Annotated in this window: 2 protein-coding genes; one reads left to right on the forward strand and one right to left on the reverse strand. The window is 47.1% G+C overall.

The features are described from left to right. Positions 1 to 685 (reverse strand): IS630 transposase-related protein (locus tag P5674_RS25065; protein WP_315670414.1); only part of this gene is annotated, 685 nt, incomplete at its 3' end. Between P5674_RS25065 and P5674_RS25070 the strand changes: the two genes are divergently transcribed. Further along, a partial coding sequence (locus tag P5674_RS25070) for a transposase (protein WP_315670415.1) occupies positions 584 to 1,122 on the forward strand: 539 nt, incomplete at its 3' end. The genes P5674_RS25065 and P5674_RS25070 overlap by 102 nt on opposite strands.

Consider the following 1,122-nt stretch of genomic DNA (forward strand, 5'->3'; position numbering starts at 1 on the left):
CAGCCATTTGAGCGGAGGTTTTGTCGCCATGCTCTTGGGCAAAAGCCTTGAATTTGTGCCAGTCGGTAATTTGGTGGCTATGACCAGGTGGGCGATTAGGTTTAGGGAGGAAGTCGCCGGTGTGTTCTTTTCTTTGCAGCCAGAGATTGATAGTGTTCCTGCTGACATGGAAAACTTGACTGGCTTCGGTTTTGGGTATACCGTCTAGTTCAATTGCATTAATAACTTTTTGTCTAAGGTCGTAACTGTAGGGGGCTGGCCTTTTGGGTCTTCTGTAGATATCCTTGCCATTATACGTCCTAACTTTTCTGTCTTGTGCTATAAATTCTGCAATGGGTAGGAGTATAATGGCGAGAGCGAGTTTAAAGACTACGTGGTGCATATAGCTCTGAACAAAGAAGGACAAAGCAGTGGTTGGTATCGCTGTGCCACTGACAATGTGGGCATCCACACCAGGAGCCGTGTGAGGTAAAAATCTCAAGCACGGTTTTGACTGGGAGGGGATGGAGGCGACTCCATTCTCGACCCCTACCTCAAAGCGGACGTTAAAGTAGACAGTCAGCCCACGGGTAAAGCGATTGGTTTGGACGTAGGACTTAAGGAGTTTTATACCGATTCTAATGGTCATACCGAACCTAACCCCAGATTTTATCGGAAAGGTGAGAGCCGCTTGAAATTTAGACAAAAGCGTGTTTCTCGTAAAAAGAAAGGCTCATCTAACCAAAAGAAAGCAATTAACCGACTAGGGCGAGTACACCTCAAGATAAGTAGGCAACGTGTTGGCGAAGCCTGCGCGAAGCGCATAGAACACGCCAAGAGACTGGCGCGTTGCGTAATCCAATCTAACGATTTGGTCGCATATGAAAACTTGAGGGTTAAGAATCTGGTTAGAAACCACTGTCTCGCCAAGTCGATTAATGATGCTCTTTGGTATCAATTCAGGAAGTGGTTAGAGTATTTTGGGGTTAAGTTTGGGAAGGTGACGGTTGCCGTTAACCCGGCTTATACCTCACTCGAATGCTCTAACTGTGGTGCAGTGGTTAAAAAGACCCCATCCACTCGAACTATTAGGGGTCGAGAATGGAGTCGCCTCCATCCCCTCCCATTCAGAACCGTGCGTGG

This window comes from Limnospira sp. PMC 289.06 (assembly GCF_032350395.1).
In the GTDB taxonomy this organism is placed as follows: Bacteria; Cyanobacteriota; Cyanobacteriia; order Cyanobacteriales; family Microcoleaceae; genus Limnospira; species Limnospira platensis.